Source organism: Gemmobacter aquarius (assembly GCF_003060865.1).
Classification (GTDB): Bacteria; Pseudomonadota; Alphaproteobacteria; order Rhodobacterales; family Rhodobacteraceae; genus Paragemmobacter; species Paragemmobacter aquarius.
In genome coordinates this window covers 91,781-110,670 of record NZ_CP028920.1, presented here as the reverse complement: position 1 = coordinate 110,670, position 18,890 = coordinate 91,781, and the positions used below count along the sequence as shown (strand labels likewise).

Sequence of the window (18,890 nt, the reverse complement as noted above, 5' to 3'; positions counted from 1 at the left end):
GGAGGCGGCTATGCTTGGTTTCCATGACACCACGCGCGCGATCGATGAGCGCAACGAGGCCCGGATGAATTTCCGGACCAAGCCTCGCATCAAGACTGCGATCCAGCAGGCAGCGGCACTTTCAGGCGTCGACGATTCCGTCTTCACGATGAATGCTGCCTACCAGGCCGCGCTGACAACAATCGCGGCGCATGAACGGACGGTGCTGTTGCCGGTCGATCATGAAGCGTTTTTCGCGGCACTTGATGCCCCGGCGGCGCCGACTGATGCTCTACGCGCGGCTTTCCGTCGGCACAATGACACGGTTGTGTCGAAGTAAATGGCGGCATCACAACCGTCCGCCCATACCATTGAGCCGTTCGATCCGGAGAGACATGATCGAGCGGCTTTTTCTTGCGGCGTCGAACAGGTCGACAACTATTTTCAAAAGACTGCCAACAAGCTGGCAAAGGCGGACAACGTCCGACTTTATGTAATGGTCGATCCTGCCGGCACGGTGATCGGTTTCTATGCTCTCAATGCCCATTCCGTTCACTTCACGGATCTGCCCGCAAAGTTCGCGCGCACACGCCCTTCGCACGGCAACATCCCGGCTGCTTACATCTCGATGATCGGGCGGGACCTAAGGTTTCGCGGGGGTGGATATGGTGGCGATCTGCTTGTCGACGCTCTTCGCCGGATTGCCGTTGCGGCCGATGCCATCGGCGTCGCCGTCGTCATGCTTGATGTGCTTGACTGTGGCGATCCCGACCGCGTTGCGCGCCGCAAAACACTTTACGAAAGCTATGGGTTCCTGTCGCAGGCGTCGAACCCTTCGAGGATGTTCCTGCCCGTCAGTATTGTCCGCAAGCTCATCGTCGAAGATGACGACGGGCAACAGAAGGATGTGGTGCTCACGGAATTGGCGCTGCCAGTACAGAACTTGGACCGAGGGTGAGGCCTCGTAAGGCCGAAACTGCCAACCTATGGCATGGCAGATTGCCCGTGTTTGCAATGCCATGGGTGAGCATAGGCGTGGTAAATCAGGTCTTGCCTGAAGTAGAGTCGAATGGAAGCTGCGCGCCGCAGCTTCTTTGATGGACAACAGTTTTCAGCGTCATCGGCGCCTTAAATCGTGATCTTCCAAAGAAATCGACGAGCGGCCTCAAGCGAAACGGGGCCGATGGTGCGGGGTCTTGCGATGATCGCCATCGCCACTTCAAGAAGCTCGAGTCAGCGGCTTGGCTACGGGGCGTTCACTCAAATCGCTAAAGGAAGCTTGTATCCGGCAAGATCGGAGAATTTGCGCGCGACTTCCGCGAAAGCGTCCTTGCTGACCCCCATCTCGTCTATAAACGACTGCTGCAGCTTGGGGGACACTTCGGACAGGAAGGCGAACACGCTGCAATCGTAGGAGTCCGCACTATTAATGTCGGCAATTTTTTCGGCCAGCTGGGCAGCCGTCAGCAGCACGCCGTAAGGCGCGCTGACTGTCGACATTACCTTCGCTGTGACCGAGGCCATTGCATCATCTCTGTGCTGGAACTGCTTCTACAAGATAGGTGATTGAGCTTTCCAAAACAACAAAGCCCCGATCGCGCATCGTCACCTGTTCCCGTCGATCCATTTCGACATCAGGCCCTTGTCTCGGAAACACTCGTCCGGAACAGCGCGGCGCTTGATGCGAGCAAGACGCTCAGCAAAGGCGACCTGCTTCGACGACGGCAGCTGGTCGAGCGCTGAAACCGGCTTCAGCCTGGCCTGCGCATCGATCCAAGAACTCAAAGCCCGCCGATCCTGCTGCACCTCCCATGGCAACAGCGTCTGGTTCTTGAGCGCCAACGACCGCGCGTAGGCAATCTGCTTGGGCGTGACGGGAATTGCAAAACTGGTGTCTTCCATCGGGGAAACTCCTTTGCTGCTTGGCTCCCATTTATAGAACATAACAGGAACAAAATCAACCACCGCTCTGCCAAGGATCGACGTTCGAGAGGCAGAGGCAGGATGGGGCAGGGGGAGCTGGAAGGCCGCGTGAGAGCGCCTTCGGCTCACCGTTTTCCCCAACCTGAGGTGTTCTGATGACCTTCCAACCGTTGATCCCGACCGTGCTGACGCCGGTCGTTGTTCCTGTCCTGCCTGATCCTGCGACCGGGATCCTTGCCGTGGCCGAGGCCCTGCAGCCCGATCTGGCGCAGGGATTCCAGATCGACGCGCTGCGCCTGCGCCTCGAGATGCAGCGTGCCTTCGGCGACTCCGATGCGATGGGCGCTTGGGATTGGAAACTGGCCTATGAAGCGGGCGAGGTGGCACTTGTCCTCTTCCTGCGGAAATTCGGCCGTGCGCTGTTGGCTCGGGCTGGCTCGCCTGCAGCGCTGCTGCCCATCCTCGCCAAGGTGGCGGGCCTCTTGCCCACGCACACCCGGCGCTCGGAGGAGATGGAGCGATTCCAGCAATTCTCGACGCCGCTGCCCATGGGGCTCGTGGCCCTCGCGGCTGCGCAGATCACTCCCCGTGACCTGGTCCTCGAGCCTTCGGCTGGGACCGGCCTTCTGGCGATCCTGGTTGAGATCGCGGGCGGCAGCCTTGCACTGAACGAGTTGGCAGACACCCGCGTCGACCTTCTGCGACTGCTGTTCCCGGGCTGCCCGGTCACTTGCTTTGACGCTGCACAGATTGACGATCATCTCGACGCGGGCATGCGCCCAAGCGTCATCCTGATGAACCCGCCATTCTCGGCCATGGCCAACGTCGATCGTCGGACGACCGAGGCGACGGCCCGGCATCTGCGCTCGGCGCTTGCCCGGCTGGCCCCTGGTGGGCGGCTGGTCGCCATCACGGGTGCGAGTTTCGCGCCAGATGCCCCGGCCTGGTCCGAGACCTTCGCCCGCCTGACCGAAACCGCACATCTCGTCTTCACCAGCGCAGTGTCGGGGGCGGCTTTCGCCAAGCATGGCACCACTTTCGAGACCCGGATTTCGGTCTTCGACAAATGCCGTGGTGGCGAGATGGGTGGCGTCACCGCTGACCTGCGTCGGGCAATGTCTCCGGAAGTAGCGCATCTCCTCGCCCGGATCACCGCCGAAGTACCGCCGCGCTTTGAGTCGGATCAGGCCGCAACGGCAAGTCAGAGCCGTTCTTCCCTCTTCCCGGGAAACTCTGCCCCCTTCACGCGCAAGGCCATCGGCATATCTCGCGCGACTTCTGCGGCCCAACCCGCGCAAGCCAACGCTAGGATCGAGGCCGAAGACCTCGCCTACACCCTGCGCGAGGTGCGCGAGAACGATGATACCGCGCACCTGTCGGATGCCATTTATGAGACCTTCCGCCTGCAGGCGATCGATATCCCCGGCGCGGTCCCACACCCGACCAAGCTCGTGCAATCGGCGGCGATGGCGTCGGTCATGCCCCCAAAACCTTCCTACCGTCCGAAACTCCCTGCCGCCGTCCTGCGCTGTGGCCTGCTCTCCGACGCGCAGCTGGAGACCGTGATCTATGCTGGTGAAGCGCATGGCGCCTGTCTCGCGGGGTCGTGGACTGTCGATGAAACCGGCGACATGGTCTCGGCCGCGCCCGATGATGCCCCTGACGCCATCCGTTTCCGTCGCGGGTTCTTCCTTGGCGATGGCACAGGGGCGGGCAAAGGCCGCCAGTCGGCCGGGATCTTGCTCGACAACTGGTGCCAAGGCCGCCGCAAGGCGCTCTGGATTTCGAAGAGCGACAAGCTTCTCGAGGATGCGCAGCGGGACTGGTCGGCTCTCGGGCAAGAGCGGCTGCTTGTCACGCCTCTGTCGCGCTTCGCCCAAGGGCGCGACATCCCCCTCACCGAGGGCATCCTCTTCACCACCTACGCCACACTTCGCTCAGAAGAACGCGGGGCCAAGAAATCCCGCGTCGACCAGATCGCGGACTGGCTCGGGGTCGACTTCGATGGTGTCATCATCTTCGATGAAAGCCACGCGATGGCCAATGCCGCCGGCTCGAAAGGCGAGCGTGGCGACACTGAGGCCTCGCAGCAGGGCAGGGCAGGCTTGCGCCTGCAGCACAAGCTGCCGAATGCGCGGGTGGTCTATGTCTCGGCCACCGGGGCGACCTCAGTTCACAACCTCGCCTATGCGCAGCGGCTCGGCCTTTGGGGCGGGGAAGATTTCCCCTTCGCGACCCGCGCCGAGTTCGTCGAGGCCATCGAAGCGGGCGGAGTCGCGGCCATGGAAGTGCTGGCCCGAGATCTCCGCGCCCTCGGCCTCTACACCGCGCGGTCGCTGTCTTACGACGGCGTCGAATATGAACTGGTCGAACATCCCCTCACTCCGGAGCAGCGTGCTATCTATGATGCCTATGCCGGGGCCTTCGCCATCATCCACAATAATCTCGCCGCCGCGATGGAGGCCGCCAACATTACTGGCCCCGCCAGTTCGACTGGCTCCAGCGGCACGCTGAACCGCCAGGCCAAGTCCGCCGCGCGTTCGGCCTTCGAGTCCGCCAAGCAGCGCTTCTTCGGCCATCTTCTGACCTCGATGAAAACCCCCACCCTGATCGCCTCGATCGACGCCGATCTGCTTGCAGGGCATTCCGCCGTCATTCAGATTGTGTCGACGGGCGAGGCGCTGATGGAGCGTCGCCTCTCGGACATCCCGACCGAGGAGTGGAATGATATCCGCGTCGACATCACGCCGCGGGAATATGTCCTCGATTACCTCGCCCATTCCTTCCCGGTGCAGCTCTACGAGCCCTTCACCGACAGCGAGGGCAATCTGTCGTCGCGACCCGTGGTCCGTGACGGCCAACCAGTGGAATGCCGCGAGGCCACCCGCAGGCGCGACGCGCTGATCGAGAAGCTGGCATCACTCCCGCCCGTGCCCGGGGCGCTGGATCAGATCGTCCAGCGCTTCGGCACCGACCTCGTGGCCGAGATCACAGGCCGCTCGCGCCGCATCGTGCGCAAGGGCGAGGGTCCGGCGGCGCGACTTGTCGTGGAAAGCCGAGCGGGGTCTGCCAACCTCGCGGAAACCGCAGCTTTCATGGACGACCAGAAGCCCATCCTGATCTTCTCGGATGCCGGCGGCACGGGGCGCAGCTATCACGCCGATCTCGGTGCCAAGAACCAGCGGCTGCGTGTCCACTACCTGCTGGAACCCAGTTGGAAAGCCGATGCGGCCATCCAGGGTCTCGGGCGCACCAATCGCACCAATCAGGCGCAACCGCCGCTCTTCCGGCCGGTCGCCACGGACGTGAAGGCGGAGAAGCGGTTTCTCTCGACCATCGCTCGCCGCCTCGACACGCTCGGGGCAATCACGCGAGGGCAGCGCCAGACCGGCGGGCAGGGGCTGTTCCGGCCTGAGGACAACCTCGAGTCTCCTTACGCCCGCGACGCCCTGCGCCAACTTTACCGCCGCATCTATCGCGGCGATGTGGCTGGCTGTTCACTCGGCGCATTCGAGGATGCGACCGGCCTCAGCCTGACCGATGACAACGGCCTGAAGGATGACCTGCCGCCGATCACGACCTTCCTCAATCGCTTGCTGGCGCTGACGATTAACATGCAGGCTGTGCTCTTCGCGGCCTTCGAAGAAATTCTCGATCAGCGGATCGAGGGTGCCATCGCTGCCGGGGTCTACGACCTCGGACTCGAAACCCTGCGCGCTGAGAGCTTCCGCGTCACGGATGCGCGGGTGATCTACACCCATCCTGGCTCCGGTGCCGAAACCCAGCTTCTGACCATCGCAGAAAAGCGTCGCAACACGCCAACCTCGCTGGCGGACGCGCTGGACTGGCTCGACGATCCGAAGGCACGCCTTCTGGTCAACAGCCGCTCAGGCCGTGCCGCCGTGCAGGTGCCCGCCACCAGCCTGATGCTGGACGACGGCACCATCGAGCCGCGCCTGCGGCTGATCCGGCCAACGGAAACCCACACGTTCCCGGTCAAGATGATGGAGGACACCCATTGGCTGGAGGCTGATCGCGCGGCCTTTATCGCCGCCTGGACAGATGAATTCGCGGAAGTTCCCGAGTTCTCCGAGTCCACGATCCACATCGTGGCGGGCCTGCTGCTGCCAATCTGGAAGCAGCTTCCGCAGGATGAAACTCGCGTCTACCGGCTGCAGACCGATGACGGCCAGCGCATCATCGGCCGCCGTGTCTCGCCGGCCTGGGTCGCGACCACGCTAGCCGAGGACGCGCCGAAGCTCACGTCGGCGCAGGTCCATGCGCTCGTTCTGGAGGGCAAGACCGTCGTGCGCTTGGCCGAAGGGATGGAGTTGCACCGCTCCCGCGTCATGGGGGTCAACCGGATCGAGCTCTCCGGGTTCACGGAAGCGCAGAAGGACCGGCTCAAGGCCGATGGCTTTTTCTCGGAAATCATCGCCTGGAAGCTGCGCCTCTTCTGTCCGACCGATTCCGGCGGTGTGAAAGTGCTCGATCAGCTGCTTGCACGTTTCCCCATCCAGGGTCTACATGCACGCAAAGGTTGTTAATCGTGTGTGCCATGTCATTGGAAACAGAAGAGATACTGCGAGACCTCTCGCAAAATGCCGAAAGCGTTTGCCGCCATTATCTTCCCGCCGGCAGGCGGGAAGGCTCCTATTGGATGGTCGGTGATCTGCAAAACAATCCGGGCCGCTCGCTGTTCGTCAGGCTGACCGGTCCCACCTCGGGGCCGGGAGCTCGGGGCAAATGGACCGATTCAGCCACGTCGGAATTCGGCGATCTCCTCGACATCATCCGCGAACGCACGGGGATCACCCGATTTCCCGATCTTCTGGCCGAGGCACGGATGCATCTTGGCCGTCCGCAGCCGGTTCTCCCGGATGCCAATTTCCCGCGCAGCCGAAAATCCCCCTCGGGTACGCCAGCAGCAGCGGCGCGCTTGTTTGCGGCCTCGCTGCCATTGGCAGGCACTCTGGCAGAAGCCTACTTGCGCGCCCGGGGCATCACCCAAGCGTTGCAGAGTTCAAGCCTGCGCTTCCACCCGAAGTGCTGGCATCGGGATGAAGGTCAAACCAAACCTGTTCCCAGACCAGCGTTGATCGCCGCGGTCACCGATGGAGCAGGGGCCTTGCAGGGCGTGCATCGCACTTGGCTCAGCAGCAACGGACAGGACAAGGCGGCTGTCGACACACCGCGTCGGGCTATGGGTCACCTCCTCGGCAATGCCGTCAGGATCGCACCAGCAGATCAAACCCTCGTGCTGGGGGAGGGCCTCGAGACCATGCTTTCCGTCCGCGAGGCGGCACCTTCTTTGCCCGTCTGGGCGGCACTCTCGTCGGGTCACCTCGGAGCCGTCCTGTTGCCGGTGGGATTGCAGCGCCTCTACATCGCCATCGACCGCGATCCGGCGGGGCAGCGTGCGGCGGAAAGGTTGACCGCCAGAGCAACCGAGGCCGGGATTGCCGTAAGGGTGCTCGAGCCGCAGCTCGGGGATTTCAACGACGATCTTCGCGCCCACGGCGCTGACGCGCTGCGCCAGCATCTGGCAGAGCAGATCGACCCCAAGGATCAGCATCTGCTGACGATCTGAACTCTCAAAGCGCAAAGGCAGTCAGGGAGCGGGGCAGGGGGTCAAGCATCGCTTGAGGAACAGGGCCGCGTTTTTGCCCAACCCCCGGCTGTCAAACCCGCGCAGGCATCCGCACGTCCTTCAAGAGATGGGCAGGCGGCCGTCAAAGGGGCCGCCCCTTCAAGGACGGGGGGCAACTGATTTCCGCCGGCGGGGCTCGCCCCGCCTTTGCATCGCGAGGCAAATCAGCCGCCCCCCGTCCTCCTCCACATGCGTTCCGGCCCCAAAGAGGGGGTGAAGGGGCGTCCCCTTCCACGGCTTCCGCAGCCCATGAAGGCCGCGCGGGATGTCGCGCGGGCCCGAGCAGCCGGAGGCAAAAGACCATGACGACCCAATTCCAGAGCGAGGATTTCGACCGCAGCCCCGCCCTTTCCCAGACCGCCTGGGCGCTTCAGGAGCTTCAGCTCTACGGCACCCGTGCCTTTCAGGACGAGGTCGATCTGCGCCCGATGCCGGAACCCGAGCGCCTCATCGACGCGGTCAGCGATATCTTCGATGCCCTCGTCGCAACCCTTGGCGACACCCGCATGGAACCCGACCTCGAAGAATTGCTCTGGGGCCAGGTCAACCTCTTCCACCGCGCCGCCGCCCGCACCGAGCGCCTGCTCGACGGCAATGAAGTGGCGCAACACCGCCTGCAGCGTGAACAGGACGGCTCTGAGGTGAAATCGACCGAACTTGAGCGCCTGACGGCCGAAGGCACCAGCCTGGTCGAAAGGCGGCATTGTCTGGAAGCCTTCCGCGACCGCAGCGCCGAGGCGTTTGAGCTGCACACCGGCTCCACCTGGCGGCCCCGCTCTGGCTCGATGGTGAACCACAAGCACTTGACCGCAGCGCTGATCGACAGCCGCGATTTCCTCTCCGCCAAACGCCGCTCGGAAACCGAAGTGATGCTGCCCCAAGGCACCAAGATCGCACTCACCGGCGGGACCGACTTCAACGATCACCGCCTGATCTGGGGCAAGCTGGATCAGGTCCAAACCAAATATCCCGACATGATCCTTCTCCACGGTGGCAGCCCCAAGGGTGCTGAACTCATCGCCGCCAAATGGGCTGAAGCCCGCAAGGTCACGCAGGTTGCCTTCAAACCAGACTGGACCAAGCACGCCAAGGCCGCACCCTTCAAGCGCAACGATGCCATGCTGGAAGTGCTGCCTGTGGGCGTTCTCGTCTTCCCGGGCAATGGCATCCAGGAAAACCTCGCCGACAAGGCCAAGAAGCTCGGCATCCCGGTTCTGAAGTTCGAGAAGGGGGCGTGAGCCCCCTCAGATCTCGTTTTCGGTCTAGAGCGGTCTGCTGGTGCTACCAAATATTGCGTGCTCCTTCTTCAAAGCGGCCACTAATGCATCGCGGGGCGAGACTTGCCGTTCGATACCTGTTCACTCATAGATTGTTTTGGTAACGTTGGGGGCGAACATAACGGGGTGATTTGCGATGAAGCTGAAGGAATACAGGGTCCGTGAGTTCCGCAGCATCTGGGACACTGGTCCTATAAAGGTAGACGATCAGACAACCTGCTTCGTCGGCAAGAACGAGGCAGGCAAAACCACTGTTCTGACTGCTCTTTATCGCACCAACCCTATTCGACCCAAGGACGCGGTTTTCGACGAGACTTACGACTACCCCAAGCGCGAGGTCGAGGACTACTTGCACGCGGTCGAAAGTGGCGAGCGCGAGAAGGCTGTAGTTGTCAATTGCACTTACGAACTCGAACAGGATGACTTCGACGCTATATCAGAAGTCTTCGGACCAAAGGCATTCACCGGCCCAACATTTACCCGTGAATGCTACTATGGCAACAATAGCAGCAAGGGTTTCCTGACATGCGATGAGGCTGCTGCAAGGAAGCACCTCGCTGACAACTCAGCGTTGCCTGATGACCTAAAGACCAAGCTGCTCGAAGCTTCAGGCTGGCAGGCATTTGCTGATACCATCAATGTTGCAGAAGCTACCGAAGCTGTCATGGCGCTTAAATCTCTGGTCGATAAGGTCACCAAGAGTGGCAATGTTCGCTCTTACATCTATCACAACCTGATCTGGCCCCGCGTGCCCAAGTTTCTCTACTTCGATGAGTATTACCAGATGGAAGGGCAGGCCAACCTCAACGCCCTCATTGCGCGCGAAGACAGCGACCAGCTCCTCGACTCGGACTACCCGCTCATAGGCCTCATCAACCTCGCGCGCCTCGACCACCGCAAACTCGTGGCCACCAACAACACGGTGGAACTGAAGAACAAGCTGCAAGGTGCTGGGAACCACCTAACCCAGCGTATCGTCAAGTACTGGTCTCAAAACAAGCACATACAGATGCGCTTCGATGTGCGTGACGCGAAAGCTGGAGACCCTGACGGGATGCAGCAAGGAGTCAACGTCTGGGGCGAGGTGTATGACTCAGTGCACTGGGCCACGACGCCGCTTAGCAATCGGTCGCGGGGATTTGTGTGGTTCTTCTCGTTCTTGGCTTGGTACGAGGACATAAAACGCCAGAAGCAGAATGTCATCCTACTGCTCGATGAGCCTGGCCTATCACTGCACGGCCGAGCGCAGGCTGACTTGTTACGCTATTTCGACAGCGAGCTGTCGGGCCACCAACTCCTATATACCACACACTCACCGTTCATGATCGACCCGACTAAGTTCGAGCGGGTTCGCATCGTGCAGGATTTGGGCATTGATGCCCTCGAGGCTCTTCCCAAGGAAGAAGACGGCACGAAAGTGCTGGCGAACGTGTTCGACGCCACCGACGATAGCTTATTCCCTTTGCAGGGCGCGCTCGGCTACGAAATCCAGCAGACCCTTTTCATCGGTCCGAACTCACTTATTGTCGAGGGTGTTGCGGATATGCTCTATCTCAGGGCGATGTCGGCCCAAATGGAGCGCGAGGGCCGCGAGGGGTTGTCGGAACAGTGGACCATCACTCCCGTCGGCGGCAGCGGAAAAGTGCCAACGTTCGTGGCGCTCCTCGGCTCGCAAAAGGGGATCAACGTTGCAACGCTGCTGGATATTCAAAACAGCGATAAGCAACTCATCGAAGACCTATACAAGAAGAATCTGCTCAACAAGAAGCAGGTGTCGACGTACGCGGACTTCACCGGCACTGCTGAAGCCGATGTAGAGGACATGTTCGACCGATCCTTCTATCTCGAACTTGTCAACGGCGAATACGGCAAACAGCTTGCGTCAAGAATCACGCCTTCAAAGCTCAACCAGAATGTGCCGCGCACGCTTCGGGCGATTGACGCTTGGCTAGCCGAAAACCCGATGAAGTCTGGTTCATTCGGCCACTACAGGCCCGCACGCTTTTTCACCGAGCAGCTATCCACTCTTTGGCCGAAGGTGTCGGACGAAACAAAAGACCGGTTCGAGGCAGCGTTCAAGCATTTGAACGGGCTGTTGCGTAGGTAAGTCCAAATAGCTGCTTGACGTGACCAGACCAAGCCTGTGGTGCATGGGACCCTCTCATCAGATGGAGAACACTAGGGCTTGAAAATTGTTCTGCGCCTTGTCTCCATCCCCAAAAGGCTAAACGTTTCCAGTCACTGAGTTCAACACGTCAGGCTTAAGGGATTGAAAAACAGGCCACACACCATCATGGTTGTGAAAACAAACAACTTTGTGTGCCAGTGTTAGAACCCGTCAACCAGAACCCCGAACAGATCGCCCGCGATCAGATCGACAAGCGGCTGTTGGCTGCGGGTTGGCTGGTGCAGGACAAGTCATCGCTGAACCCGAATGCGGCCCTTGGTGTCGCTGTTCGGGAATATCCAACCGATACCGGGCCTGCCGACTATGTGCTTTTCGTCGATGGACGTGCCGTTGGCGTGGTGGAAGCAAAGCCGGACAGCTGGGGCGAACGCCTGACCACAGTTGAAGAGCAATCATCAGGCTATGCCAGCGCAAAGCTGAAATGGGTGTCGAACGCCGAGCCGCTGCCGTTCCTTTACGAAAGCACTGCCGTCGTTACCCGCTTTACCGATGGTCGCGATCCCAGCCCCCGCTCGCGTGAGGTGTTCACCTTTCATCGCCCCGATACCCTCAAGGCCTGGCGCAATGATCCGTTGTCCTTGCGCGCCGGGTTGCAGCAGCTGCCGGACCTGAACACCGATAACCTGCGCGACTGTCAAATCAAGGCGATCACCAAGCTGGAGGCCTCGCTCCAACTGGGCAAACCCCGCGCTCTGGTCCAGATGGCCACCGGCTCGGGAAAGACATTCACTGCCATCACCCAGATCTACCGTCTTCTGAAACACGCTGGCGCGCGCCGCATCCTGTTTCTGGTCGATACCAAGAACCTTGGCGAACAGGCCGAGGGCGAGTTCATGGCCTATCTGCCGAACGACGATAACCGCAAATTCACCGAACTGTATAACGTCCAGCGCCTCACCTCCCCGTCGATGGCAGGCGATACTCAGGTCGTGATTTCCACCATCCAGCGCATGTATGCCACACTGAAGGGCGAGCCGCTGGATGAGGCTGCCGAAGACCAACACCCCGAAGATCAGCAATGGCGCCGCCGTGAACCCCTTCCGGTGGTCTATAACCCGAAACTGCCGCCCGAGACCTTTGATGTGGTGGTCATCGATGAATGCCACCGCTCTATCTACAACCTCTGGCGTCAGGTGATCGAATATTTCGACGCCTTTCTGATCGGCCTGACCGCCACGCCCGACGCCCGCACCTACGGGTTTTTCCAACAAAATGTCGTCAGCGAATACACCCATGAAAACGCCATCGCCGACAAGGTCAACGTCGGCAACGAGGTCTTCCTGATCGAAACCGAAATCAGTCAGGCGGGCGGCAAACTGCAGGCCCAGCAACTGATTGAAAAACGCGAACGCCAGACCCGTGCGCGTCGTTGGGAAACGCAGGAAGACGAGGCCGCCTATGCTGCGACCCAGCTTGACCGTTCCATCGTGGCCCCCGACCAGATCCGCACCGTGATCCAGACCTTCCGAGACCAGTGGCCAGCCATCTTCCCCGGCCGCAAGGAACTGCCGAAAACCCTGATCTTTGCCAAAACCGACAGCCACGCCGATGACATCATCCAGATGGTCCGCACTGAATTTGGCGAGCGCAACGATTTCTGCCGCAAGATCACCAACGGGGCCAAGAACCCGAAATCCACCCTTTCCGCCTTTCGCAACGAATATTACCCGCGCATCGCCGTCACCGTGGACATGATCGCCACCGGAACCGACGTCAAACCCCTGGAATGTCTGATCTTCATGCGCGACGTGAAGTCGAGAAACTATTTCGAACAGATGAAGGGGCGCGGCACCCGAGTGGTCGATGCCGACGCGCTGAAAAAGGTCAGCCCCTCGGCGCTGGCGAAAACCCATTATGTCATCATTGATGCTGTGGGCGTGACCAAATCGCTGAAGACCGCCAGCCAGCCTTTGGACAGCAAGCCGTCGATCTCGTTCAAAGACCTTGCTTACGGTCTGATGATGGGCGACCGGTCCGAGGAAACTGTCAGCTCGCTTGCCTCGCGCCTGTCGCGGCTGGATACCAAACTGGACGCCACCGATCAGGCGCAGATCGCGGAATTGGCGGGCCGCCCCTTGGCGGGCATCATCCGTGATCTGTTCGACGCGATAGATGCCGACAAGGTCGAGGCGGACGCCAAGGCCGCAGGCCACCCCGAGCCGGATGACGCCGCCATGAACACCGCGCGTGAGGCGCGGATCAAGCACGCCGCCAACCTGTTCACCGGCCCGCTGATCAACCTGATCGACACCATCCGCCGCGACCATGAACAGACCATCGACCATGATAGCAAAGACAAACTGCTGCGTGCCGAATGGGCGGGCGATGTCACCGAAAACGCCAAGCAGATCACCAGCGATTTCGCAGCCTACCTGAATGACAACCGCGATAAGGTTGCCGCCCTGACCATCTATTTCAACACCCCTGCACGGCGGTCGCAGGTGACTTTTGCCATGGTCAAGGACGTGCTGCACAGGCTGACCACCGACCAACCCCGCCTTGCCCCCCTGACCGTCTGGCGTGCCTATGCGCATCTGGACGGGTATAAGGGCGACACGCCCGCAGGCGATCTGACAGCCCTTGTCGCGCTGATCCGCCGCGTCACCGGGCTTGATCCCACGCTGACCCGCCATTCCGACCGCGTGCGCCGCAACTTCCAGAACTGGATCCTGAAACGCCATTCGGGCGCGGGCGAGAAATTCACCAAGGATCAGATGGACTGGCTGCACATGATCCGCGACCACCTGGCCACGTCTTTCATCATCGAGCGTGATGATCTGGACATGGCGCCCTTTGACGGCAAGGGCGGAATGGGGCAGATGTATGCGCTGTTTGGCGAAGGCATGGAGGCCGTGATGACCGAGATGAATGAGGCGCTCTCGGCATGACGGATTTGCCGAAGGGGTGGACGGTTGCCACGATGGGCGACTTGCTTTTGGCAATTCAAGCTGGGAAGAGCCTTAAATGTGAGGAACGACCACCAAAGGAAAACGAGCGCGGCGTTGTCAAAGTGAGCGCAGTGACTTGGGGCACATTTGACGCAGCTCAATCCAAGACATTGCCAAAAAGTTTCGAACCCATGTCGGATACCGCAATCAAGGCCGGCGACTTCCTGTTCTCACGAGCAAACACGCTGGAATTGGTCGGCGCGGTCGTATTGGTCCGGAATGACCATCCCAATTTATTCTTGAGCGACAAAATTCTGAGGCTGGACCTCGATCCAGCTCTGAAGCCATGGCTTCTGAAATACCTTCAAAGCTTAGAGGGCAAACGCAAATTGGCTGCTGTGTCCACTGGCAATCAAGCCTCCATGAGGAACATCGGGCAAAATGAGCTGAAATCCGTATCTATCCCTCTCCCCCCCCTAAACGAACAACGCCGGATCGTTGAGAAGATCGAGGCGATGTTCGAGAGGATCGACAAAGGCGCCGAAAACCTGCGCGGGGCCAAGGCCACGCTGGCGCTTTACCGCCAATCCCTGCTCAAATCCGCGTTCGAGGGCAAACTGACCGCCGACTGGCGCGCGCAGAACGCGGATAAGTTGGAAACCCCGAAAACCCTGCTGGCCCGCATCCAAAAAGAACGCGAAACCCGCTACAAGTCCGCCCTCGACGACTGGCAAACCGCCCTCGCCGAATGGCGCGCAGGCGGTGAGGTGGGTAGGAAGCCTGGGAAGCCGGGGCGGCCGCCGGAGATCATTGGGGAAGCCGTTTTCCCTTCTGGTAAGGTTGCGCAGGTTCCAACATCATGGCGCTGGTCACCCATGTCAGACGTCGGTCGCACAAGTGGAGGCCTGACGAAAAATCAAAAGCGTGAATCTTTGGCGCGAAAAGCTAAATATTTGCGGGTTGCAAACATCTATTCCAACGAGCTGAGGCTTGACCACATCTCGGAAATTGGCGTGACCGATGAAGAGTTCAGCAAATCACGCCTTGAAAAAGGTGACCTGCTTTTCGTCGAAGGAAATGGCTCACTTGATCAGATCGGACGGGTGGCGGTTTGGGACGGAAGTATCCCGGACATCACCCACCAGAACCATTTAATCCGCTTTTCGCCAGATGGGCTGTTAGATTCACAGTTTGCGATGTTGTTTATGATCTCGCCGGTTGGCCGCGACTTGATCAAGGCGCAAGCAAGTTCAACGTCCGGTTTGCATACCTTGAGTATTTCGAAGATCGCAAACCTCCCAGTCCCCATCTGCTCCCCCGCCGAACAAGCCGAAATCATCCGCATCCTCGACGCCCGCCTTACCGCCGCCGACAGGATGGAGGCCGAGATCGACGCCGCCCTGTCCCGCTCGGGCGCCCTGCGCCAATCCATCCTGAAACGTGCATTCGCAGGCAGCCTCGTCCCCCAAGACCCCACCGACGAACCCGCCCCCACCCTTTTGGCCCGCATCAAGGCCGAACGGGCAAAGGCGGGCAAGACAAAACCCAGAAAGACCGCTCATGCAGGCTGACGATCACCCCATCGAGGTTATCCTTGCCGAAGGCCGCCGGTTCATGGTGCCGCTCTATCAGCGGAAATACCAATGGCACGACTTTCAACTCCTCCCCTTTTGGCAGGACGTCGAGGCCAAGGCGATCGAGGTGCTGGAGGGCGAAAGCAAGTTTCAGCATTACATGGGGGCGCTGATCCTTGCCCCCATCGGCGAGGCGGCCCAGATCGGCGTCACGCCGAAGGTGCAGATCGTTGACGGGCAACAGCGACTGACCACGTTTCAACTGTTCCTTGCGGCGTTGCGCGAAGTGGCAAAGACCCACGGGCACAGCGATGTTGCAGCCCATGTAGGCGGCTATCTGTTCAACAACCTGAAAACCAAAGACACAGACAAGCTGACCCGGTTTAAACTGACACCGACCCCATCAGACCAAAAGGTGTTCCATGACATCATGGACAAGGACTACCGGGCGATCCGGACGCAGTATGCTGCCAATTACTGGGGGCGGAGCGTGCCAAAGAACACGCCGTTCCGGGCGCTGCGGGCCTATGATGAGTTCTATCAGCTGATTAACCGCTTTGCCCAGTTCGGGTCCGCCGAGATGATGGCGGACGATGATACGCCGGACGCCGTGGATACAATCGCGGATGAGACCGACACCACCGAGGCCATCGGTACCCGGCTGGAGGCGATGCTGACAGCCGTGCTGAACCGCATGAAGCTGGTGGTGATCACGCTGGGTGAAGGCGACGACGCGCAGGTGATCTTCGAGACGCTGAATTCAAAGGGCGAGCCGTTGCTGGCGATGGATCTGGTGCGCAACAACATCTTTTACCGCGCTGAGAAGGAACAAGCCGAGGTCGAAGATCTTTATAAGACCCTTTGGGATCCGTTTGACCACGCCTGGTGGCGCGAGGCGGCCCCCTTTGCACGCCCCACACGTCCTCGGATCGACCACTTCCTTGCCCACGTGTTGGCCGCGGAAACGGGCGACAAGATTTCCATGCGCGAGCTATACGCGGAATACCGTGCCTTCGCGGTGCCGAAAGGCCGCCCTCGCTTTCAGCAGGTCGAGGACGAATTGCGCGTGTTGGGAAAATATGCCCCGATGTATGAAACGCTTGAAGGGCGGATTGCAGAGGATGCCGACTTGCACTGGTTCGGGCGCAAGTTGTCCGCCTGGCAGGTCACCACGGCGTATCCCATTGCCATGCAGATCAGCGCCAGCAAAATTGCCAATGCCGAGAAGCGCACCCTTTATCGTCTGATCTATTCCTATGTAGTGCGCCGTGCCTTGTCCGGCTTGACGGCGAAAAACCTGAACCGTGTGTTCCAAAGCTTGTCACAGGTGTTCGTGGAAAAAGGCGCCAGCGTTGGTGCTTTGCAGGAGTTCTTTGCAAAACGGCCAGGCGACAGCACAAGGTTTCCAGATGAAAAAGAATTTCGCGATGGGCTGCTAACCAAGGCAGCCTACACTCTGGCTCCGAACACCCGGATCAAAGATGTGCTCTGGGAGTTGGAGCTCGCCAGTCGGTCGAGGTTCGCCGAAGAGATACCAATGCCTGCCGGGCTGTGGACAGAACATGTCCTTCCTCAATCATGGACTGAGGCCTGGCCATTCGAGGAGGGGGCGTTCGTCGAACGGTTCTCCGGCAACCCGAAGGCGAAAGCCCGAGACACGATCGTGCAAACCCTTGGCAACCTCACTCTGTTGACGGGCGGTTTGAACATCTCGGTCGGGAACAAGGGGTTCTTGGAGAAGCGCGCAAAGTTGGAAGAGCACACCGGGCTTTTCCTGAACAAGTGGTTCCTGAGGCTGGATCAGTGGAACGAGGCCGTGATTTCCGCACGCGGAGAGGCGCTGGCAAATATGGCGGTAAATATCTGGCCTGCCCTGCCTAAACAAGGCGACCAAACTGTAGAAGGCAAATCGGTATGAACACCGCCCCCATCGTTTCCAAGGTCTGGAGTTTTTGCACCACCCTGCGTGATGATGGCGTGGGGTATGGCGATTATCTGGAGCAGTTGACCTATCTGATCTTCTTGAAGATGGCCGATGAATATGCACGCCCGCCATATAACCGTGACATCGGCATTCCGATGGGGTTCGACTGGAGCAGCCTGACCACCCGGCGCGGCGCAGACCTGGAGGCCCATTATGTGGCGCTGCTGCGCAAACTGGGCGAACAGCGGGGCATGCTGGGGCAGATTTTCACCAAGTCGCAAAACAAGATCACCGACCCTGCCAAACTGTTCCGCCTGATCGACATGGTGGACGGCACGAAATGGGTGATGCTGGGTGCCGACGTGAAGGGCGACATTTATGAGGGGCTGCTGGAGCGCAACGCCGAAGATACGAAATCTGGCGCGGGGCAGTATTTCACGCCGCGCGCGTTGATCCGGGCGATGGTTGCCTGCATGCGCCCAGAACCCGGCCAGACCATCGCCGATCCAGCCTGTGGCACGGGCGGCTTTTTCCTGGCCGCGCATGACTACCTGACCAACCCTGCGCATTTCGCCCTCGACAAGGATCAGAAGGCATTCCTGAAGCACGACACCTTTGTCGGGAACGAAATCGTGGCCGGCACCCGACGGCTGTGCCTGATGAACATGTTCCTGCATGGGATCGGCGAGATGACAGGCGAAAGCCTTGTGTCCCCCGCAGACGCACTGATTTCGGCTCCCTCAAAGGGTGTCGATATCGTGCTGGCAAACCCGCCGTTCGGCAAGAAAAGCTCGATGAGTTTCACCAATGCCGAGGGCGAGCAGGAGACTGAGGATCTGACCTATAATCGGCAGGACTTTTGGGCGACGACATCAAACAAGCAGCTGAACTTTGTGCAGCACATCCGGGCCATGCTGAAAACCACTGGACGGGCGGCCGTGGTTGTGCCCGACAACGTATTGTTCGAGGGCGGCGCCGGCGAAGTGATCCGGCGCAAACTTTTGCAGAACACCGACCTGCATACGATCCTTCGACTGCCAACGGGCATCTTTTATGCTCAGGGCGTGAAGGCCAATGTGATCTTTTTCGACAACCGGCCCGCTAGCCCCGACCCGCAGACCGGGCAAGTCTGGTTCTACGATTACCGCACGAACGTTCATCACACCCTGAAACAAAAGCCACTATCCGAGTCGCATCTGGAAGATTTCGTAGCCTGCTACAATCCTGCTGCCAGACATGATCGCAAGGCGACATGGTCGGAAGAGACGCCCGATGGCCGCTGGCGCGCCTTTTCGCGGGACGAACTGCTACAGCGCGACAAGGCTAGCCTTGATCTCTTCTGGCTCAAGGACGCGACGATGACCGACCTCGACAATCTGCCGGAACCCGATGTTCTGATGTCTGAAATCATGGAAAATCTTGAGGCGGCGATGGAACAATTCGCGGCGGCAAGTAGGGCCTGAAAAATACGCCCGCCTACCCGTACC

Annotated in this window: 12 protein-coding genes; 10 read left to right on the top strand and 2 right to left on the bottom strand. The window is 60.1% G+C overall.

The genetic code is table 11. The annotated features are described in order from the left end of the window. The first annotated feature begins 10 nt into the window (after positions 1-10). Positions 11-319: a type II toxin-antitoxin system TacA family antitoxin gene (locus HYN69_RS19740; RefSeq protein WP_108437614.1), complete on the top strand. Its 309-nt coding sequence runs from the start codon at positions 11-13 to the stop codon at positions 317-319. Beyond that, complete coding sequence (locus HYN69_RS19735) at positions 320-937, top strand: GNAT family N-acetyltransferase (protein ID WP_108437613.1); 618 nt, start codon at positions 320-322, stop codon at positions 935-937. Positions 938-1,239: 302 nt separating this feature from the next. On the opposite strand, the gene HYN69_RS19730 is transcribed toward HYN69_RS19735, so the two are convergent. Together HYN69_RS19730 and HYN69_RS19725 are read right to left on the bottom strand one after the other, a co-directional pair. After that, positions 1,240-1,503 carry a hypothetical protein gene (locus HYN69_RS19730; RefSeq protein WP_108437612.1) on the bottom strand — a complete coding sequence of 88 codons (264 nt, stop codon included), beginning with the start codon at positions 1,501-1,503 and terminating at the stop codon, positions 1,240-1,242. An 81-nt stretch (positions 1,504-1,584) separates the two neighbouring features. Beyond that, positions 1,585-1,881, bottom strand: a complete 297-nt coding sequence (locus HYN69_RS19725; RefSeq protein ID WP_108437611.1) for a hypothetical protein — start codon at positions 1,879-1,881, stop codon at positions 1,585-1,587. Between the two features lie 176 nt (positions 1,882-2,057). On the opposite strand from HYN69_RS19725, the gene HYN69_RS19720 reads away from it, so the two are divergent. The 8 genes from HYN69_RS19720 to HYN69_RS19685 all read left to right on the top strand — a co-directional run bounded on the left by HYN69_RS19720 (position 2,058) and on the right by HYN69_RS19685 (position 18,866). Then, positions 2,058-6,449 (top strand): strawberry notch family protein, encoded by a 4,392-nt coding sequence (locus HYN69_RS19720; RefSeq protein ID WP_108437610.1) that lies wholly within the window; start codon positions 2,058-2,060, stop codon positions 6,447-6,449. Between the two features lie 11 nt (positions 6,450-6,460). Continuing rightward, on the top strand, positions 6,461-7,492 hold the full coding sequence (locus tag HYN69_RS19715) for a DUF7146 domain-containing protein (protein WP_108437609.1): 1,032 nt from the start codon (positions 6,461-6,463) through the stop codon (positions 7,490-7,492). 362 nt (positions 7,493-7,854) lie between these two features. Beyond that, positions 7,855-8,790, top strand: coding sequence for a DUF2493 domain-containing protein (locus HYN69_RS19710; protein ID WP_108437608.1), 936 nt, complete (start codon positions 7,855-7,857; stop codon positions 8,788-8,790). 175 nt (positions 8,791-8,965) lie between these two features. Then, entirely contained in the window at positions 8,966-10,936 is a 1,971-nt protein-coding gene (locus HYN69_RS19705) for an ATP-dependent nuclease (RefSeq protein WP_108437607.1), read from the top strand. Positions 10,937-11,154: 218 nt separating this feature from the next. Then, positions 11,155-13,905 carry a type I restriction endonuclease subunit R gene (locus HYN69_RS19700; protein ID WP_108437606.1) on the top strand — a complete coding sequence of 917 codons (2,751 nt, stop codon included), beginning with the start codon at positions 11,155-11,157 and terminating at the stop codon, positions 13,903-13,905. Then, complete coding sequence (locus HYN69_RS19695; protein ID WP_108437605.1) at positions 13,902-15,476, top strand: restriction endonuclease subunit S; 1,575 nt, start codon at positions 13,902-13,904, stop codon at positions 15,474-15,476. The genes HYN69_RS19700 and HYN69_RS19695 overlap by 4 nt, the downstream gene beginning before the upstream one ends. Continuing rightward, the gene (locus HYN69_RS19690; protein WP_108437604.1) at positions 15,466-17,397 is read left to right on the top strand and encodes a DUF262 domain-containing protein; all 1,932 of its coding nucleotides are present in this window, start codon (positions 15,466-15,468) and stop codon (positions 17,395-17,397) included. Before HYN69_RS19695 ends, HYN69_RS19690 begins: the two co-directional genes overlap by 11 nt. Then, the gene (locus tag HYN69_RS19685) at positions 17,394-18,866 is read left to right on the top strand and encodes a class I SAM-dependent DNA methyltransferase (protein ID WP_108437603.1); all 1,473 of its coding nucleotides are present in this window, start codon (positions 17,394-17,396) and stop codon (positions 18,864-18,866) included. Before HYN69_RS19690 ends, HYN69_RS19685 begins: the two co-directional genes overlap by 4 nt. Positions 18,867-18,890 lie beyond the last annotated feature (24 nt).